Consider the following 4,686-nt stretch of genomic DNA (forward strand, 5'->3'; position numbering starts at 1 on the left):
GGCCGGCACGGGGCCGCGGGTCGCCGCGCTGCCGGGACTCGGCTGGGGCGTCGCGCTGCTGGTGGCGGTTGCCGCGGCGGGCGGGATGGCATTGTCGGCGCGTCACGCCGACACCGACCGCACGGTCGACGAACTCGTGTCGAGCCATGTGCGGGCCGACCTGTCGGCGCGCGACATCGATGTGATCTCGACCGATCGGCACACGGTCAAGCCGTGGTTCAACGGTCGGATCGACTATGCGCCGCCGGTCGAGGATCTTGCGACGGACGGCTTCGCGCTGGTCGGCGGCCGGCTCGACTACGTCGGGCGGCGACGCGTCGCGGTGCTCGTCTACCGTTACCGGCAGCACGTGATCGACGTCTACGTGCGGCCGGCCGGGGAAGGGCCGGGGGCGCCGTACTCGACCGTGTCGCAGGGTTATGCGCTCGACCGCTGGGACGCGGCCGGGATGACGTGGTGGGCCGTGACCGATGCCGAGCCGTCGGCGCTCGCGGCGTTCAGGACCGCGCTCGATGCGCGGCTCGGCGTCACGCGCACCGAGTGACGGCATGGCGGCGCGGGCTGCGGGCCCGCCGCGCGCTTCTTGTTCCGACCCTGACCGGGAAAGGGCCGAAGATGGGCCCGTCCGCCCGGGCTCATCCCTTCAAGTCTTTGAAAACACGGCCGAATCCGCACGCGAATCGTCGATTGGTCTTGCATGCGCCCCGTATCCGGGTTAGAATCTTCGGCTTCCCACTTGCCACACCGGTTCAGACGCCCGGGTGGCTTTAATCCACAAGGAGTGTGTAATGCGTCATTACGAAATCGTATTCATCGTGCACCCCGATCAAAGCGAGCAAGTGCCCGCGATGATCGAGCGTTACAAGACCACGATCACGTCGCACGGCGGTCAGATCCACCGTGTCGAAGACTGGGGCCGTCGCCAACTGGCCTACATGATCGAGAAACTCGCGAAGGCTCACTACGTCTGCATGAACATCGAGTGCGACCAGACGACGCTCGACGAACTCGAACACGCGTTCAAGTTCAACGACGCCGTGCTGCGTCACCTCATCGTCAAGATGAAGAAGGCCGAAACCGGCCCGTCGCCGATGATGAAGGAAGTTCAGCGCGAAGAAGCCAAGAAGGCGGCTGCAGCTCAGCCGACCGAAGCGCAGGCTTAAGTTCGTCATTCATTAAGCCATCAAGGAGCGCGTCACTCACGTGAACAGGTTGCAATTGACGGCAAGCGTCGTCGAACGCGCACCGGTGCGATATACGCCGGCTGGTGTTCCGATCGCAAGCGCCACATTGCATCACCGCACGGAAGTCGTCGAAGCAGGCATTCCCCGTCAGGTCGAAATGACGATCGAGGCGGTGGCGGCCGGTGAGGCGAGCGGCAAGCTGGAAAGTCGTGAAATGGGCGTCGAAACGCTGTTCACGGGCTTCCTGGCAAAGAAAAGCCGCAACGCGAGAACCTTGGTGTTTCACATCACAGCATTGCAGGACATTGGAAAGGACTGAAATCATGCCCCGCCCGACTGGTAAGAAATTCGACAAGCGTCGTCAGCAACAAAACCCGCTCTTCAAGCGCAAGAAGTTCTGCCGTTTCACGGCTGCAGGCGTCGAGCAGATCGACTACAAGGACACGGAAACGCTGAAGGACTTCATCGGCGAAAACGGCAAGATCACGCCGGCTCGTCTGACGGGTACGAAGGCGCACTATCAGCGTCAGCTGGATACGGCCATCAAGCGTGCGCGTTTCCTCGCGCTGCTGCCGTACACCGATCAGCACAAGGCGTAATCAGGCGACGCAATAAGGAGAATTCGAATGCAAATCATTCTGTTGGAAAAAGTCGCCAATCTGGGTAACCTCGGCGACATCGTCAAGGTCAAGGACGGTTACGCTCGCAACTTCCTGATCCCGAACCGCAAGGCTCGCCGTGCAACGAAGGAAGCGATCGCCGAATTCGAAGTTCGCCGCGCTGAACTCGAAAAGATCGCCGCTGAAAAGCTGGCAGCATCGCAGGCAGTCGGCGAGAAGCTGAACGGCCAGTCGTTCGAAATCACGCAGAAGTCGGGCGTTGACGGCCGTCTGTTCGGCTCGGTCACGAACGGCGACGTCGCGGAACTGCTGAAGAAGGCAGGTTTCGAAGTCGAGAAGCTGCAAGTTCGCATGCCGGAAGGCCCGCTGAAGATGATCGGCGAGCACAGCGTCCAGGTTGCGCTGCATACGGACGTCATCGTCGACATCACGATCAACGTGATCGGCGACCACGCGTAAGCGTACGCGAGCTTTCCGGGCGGCTTCCGCCGTCCGGACAAGGGCAGGCGCCCGGGCAACCGGGGCCTGCCTTTTTTATTGCCTGCTCGCTGGTGGCCGGTATGGCGCCGTCCTGTGTAATTCGCGATAATCCCAACCCATGAACGCGCCGCAAGATCCTCAAATCGAATCGCTGAAAGTCCCGCCGCATTCGGTCGAAGCCGAGCAGTCGGTGCTCGGCGGCCTGTTGCTCGACAACGCGGCCTGGGACCGGATTGCCGACTTCCTGTCGCAGGGCGACTTCTACCGCTATGACCACCGGATCATCTACGAGCACATCGGCCGCCTGATCGCGTCGACGCGTCCGGCCGACGTCGTGACCGTGTACGAAGCGCTGACCACGTCCGGCAAGGCCGACGACGTCGGCGGGCTCGCCTACCTGAACGCCCTCGCACAGAACACGCCGAGCGCGGCGAACATCCGCCGCTACGCGGAAATCGTGCGCGACCGCGCGGTGCTGCGCCGGCTCGTGTCGGTCGCCGACGAAATCTCGGCCGATGCGTTCAACCCGCAGGGCAAGGAAGTCCGTCAGCTGCTCGACGAGGCCGAGTCGAAGGTGTTCTCGATCGCCGAAGACGGCGCGCGCGGCAACCAGGGCTTCCTCGAGATCGGTCCGCTGCTCACGCAGGTCGTCGAGCGCATCGATACGCTGTACCACACGGCAAACCCGAGTGACGTCACGGGCACGCCGACGGGCTTCGTCGACCTCGACCGGATGACGTCCGGGATGCACGGCGGCGAACTGATCATCGTCGCAGGGCGTCCGTCGATGGGTAAGACCGCGTTCTCGATGAACATCGGTGAATACGTGGCGGTCGAGTACGGGCTGCCGGTCGCAGTGTTCTCGATGGAAATGCCGGGCACCCAGCTCGTGATGCGTATGCTCGGCTCGATCGGCCGGCTCGACCAGCACCGGATGCGGACGGGCCGCCTGACGGACGAGGATTGGCCGAAGCTGACGCACGCGGTGCAGAAGATGAGCGAGGCGCAGCTCTTCATCGACGAGACGGGTGGCCTGAACCCGATGGAATTGCGCTCGCGCGCGCGGCGTCTTGCGCGGCAATGCGGCAAGCTCGGCCTGATCATCGTCGACTACCTGCAGCTGATGTCGGGTTCGTCGCAGGGCGAGAACCGCGCGACCGAAATCTCGGAAATCTCGCGATCGCTGAAGAGCCTGGCGAAGGAACTCGACGTGCCGGTGATCGCGCTGTCGCAGTTGAACCGCGGCCTCGAACAGCGTCCGAACAAGCGTCCGGTGATGTCGGATTTGCGTGAATCAGGCGCAATCGAACAGGATGCGGACGTGATCCTGTTCATCTACCGTGACGAAGTTTACAACCCGGACAGCCCCGACAAGGGCACGGCCGAAATCATCATCGGCAAGCAGCGTAACGGTCCGATCGGCCCCGTTCGGCTCACGTTCCTGGGGCAATACACGAAGTTCGACAACTTTGCAGGGGCGCAGACGTTCTACGGCGAGTAACGCCGGTTGTAAAGCCCTAAATCGCCAAACGTTGTATCCAATCCCGGCGCGCGCATGTGCGCGCGTCGCGGCGCGACCGAAAACGGTACAATGTCGCCCGTTTTCGTGACAGTAGTTTGACAATCTCTCAGGAATCCCATGTTCGGTCGATTCATGCCCACCGAGGGCAAGTTCTTTGAACTCTTCAACGCGCACGCGAAGCACATCGTTTCCGGTGGCCGCGAGCTCGAACTGCTGATCGACAATCTCGCCGACGCCGAGATTCACAAGCAAAACGTGCAAACCGCCGAGAAGGCCGCCGACAAGCTCACGCACGAGGCGATCGATCTTCTGCACAAGACTTTCATCACGCCGCTCGATCGCGACGAGATCCACAAGCTGATCACGACGATGGACGACATCCTCGACCTGATGGAAGACGTCGCGACTGCCGTGTCGCTGTACGACGTACGCGCCGTCACGTCGGAAGCGAGCCAGCTCGCGCACATCGTCACGCAGTCGGCCCAGCACGTGCAGCAGGCGGTCGGGTTGCTGTCCGACATGAAGCAGTCGGCGCAGATCCTCAAGCAGTGCGAGGAGATCGACCGCTGGGAGTCGGAGGCCGATCGCGTGCTGCGCGCGGCGATGTCGAAGCTGTTCCGCGAGGAAGACGACGTGAAGACGCTCATCAAGCTGAAGGCGATCTACGAGCTGCTCGAAGAGATCACCGACAAGTGCGAGGACGTCGCGAACATCATCGAAGGCATCGTGCTGGAAAACGCCTGAGCGGACCACGATGCATTCGATACAACTCGCCCTATGGATGGTCGCGACGCTGGTGCTCGTCGCGCTCGTATTCGACTTCATGAACGGCTTTCACGACGCGGCGAACTCGATCGCCACCGTCGTGTCCACCGGGGTG

At 62.4% G+C, this 4,686-nt stretch carries 6 protein-coding genes and 2 pseudogenes; all 8 read left to right on the forward strand.

From position 1 onward, the window contains the following. Positions 1 to 544: pseudogene (locus G3O00_RS40265) on the forward strand (anti-sigma factor); the annotation flags it as partial. Between the two features lie 244 nt (positions 545 to 788). Continuing rightward, positions 789 to 1,163: a 30S ribosomal protein S6 gene (gene rpsF, locus G3O00_RS40270; protein ID WP_006402295.1), complete on the forward strand. Its 375-nt coding sequence runs from the start codon at positions 789 to 791 to the stop codon at positions 1,161 to 1,163. Positions 1,164 to 1,203: 40 nt separating this feature from the next. After that, on the forward strand, positions 1,204 to 1,503 hold the full coding sequence (gene priB / locus G3O00_RS40275; protein WP_006486250.1) for a primosomal replication protein N: 300 nt from the start codon (positions 1,204 to 1,206) through the stop codon (positions 1,501 to 1,503). Positions 1,504 to 1,507: 4 nt separating this feature from the next. Beyond that, positions 1,508 to 1,783, forward strand: coding sequence for a 30S ribosomal protein S18 (gene rpsR / locus G3O00_RS40280; RefSeq protein WP_006486248.1), 276 nt, complete (start codon positions 1,508 to 1,510; stop codon positions 1,781 to 1,783). Between the two features lie 27 nt (positions 1,784 to 1,810). Further along, positions 1,811 to 2,263 (forward strand): 50S ribosomal protein L9, encoded by a 453-nt coding sequence (gene rplI / locus G3O00_RS40285; RefSeq protein ID WP_174930916.1) that lies wholly within the window; start codon positions 1,811 to 1,813, stop codon positions 2,261 to 2,263. Between the two features lie 139 nt (positions 2,264 to 2,402). Continuing rightward, on the forward strand, positions 2,403 to 3,785 hold the full coding sequence (locus G3O00_RS40290; RefSeq protein ID WP_011352313.1) for a replicative DNA helicase: 1,383 nt from the start codon (positions 2,403 to 2,405) through the stop codon (positions 3,783 to 3,785). 138 nt (positions 3,786 to 3,923) lie between these two features. Continuing rightward, a complete protein-coding gene (locus tag G3O00_RS40295) occupies positions 3,924 to 4,550 on the forward strand; it encodes a DUF47 domain-containing protein (protein ID WP_096503051.1) in 627 nt (208 codons plus the stop codon). 10 nt (positions 4,551 to 4,560) lie between these two features. Next, positions 4,561 to 4,686: pseudogene (locus G3O00_RS40300) on the forward strand (inorganic phosphate transporter); the annotation flags it as partial.

It is taken from the genome of Burkholderia sp. Ac-20384 (assembly GCF_017104605.1).
GTDB lineage: Bacteria > Pseudomonadota > Gammaproteobacteria > Burkholderiales > Burkholderiaceae > Burkholderia > Burkholderia lata.

What these genes read in the sequence shown, in the direction of transcription:
- rpsF (WP_006402295.1), top strand. Translation starts at nt 789, where the DNA reads ATGCGTCATTACGAAATCGTATTCATCGTGCACCCCGATCAAAGCGAG.
- rpsR (WP_006486248.1), top strand. Translation starts at nt 1,508, where the DNA reads ATGCCCCGCCCGACTGGTAAGAAATTCGACAAGCGTCGTCAGCAACAA.
- rplI (WP_174930916.1), top strand. Translation starts at nt 1,811, where the DNA reads ATGCAAATCATTCTGTTGGAAAAAGTCGCCAATCTGGGTAACCTCGGC.
- G3O00_RS40290 (WP_011352313.1), top strand. Translation starts at nt 2,403, where the DNA reads ATGAACGCGCCGCAAGATCCTCAAATCGAATCGCTGAAAGTCCCGCCG.
- G3O00_RS40295 (WP_096503051.1), top strand. Translation starts at nt 3,924, where the DNA reads ATGTTCGGTCGATTCATGCCCACCGAGGGCAAGTTCTTTGAACTCTTC.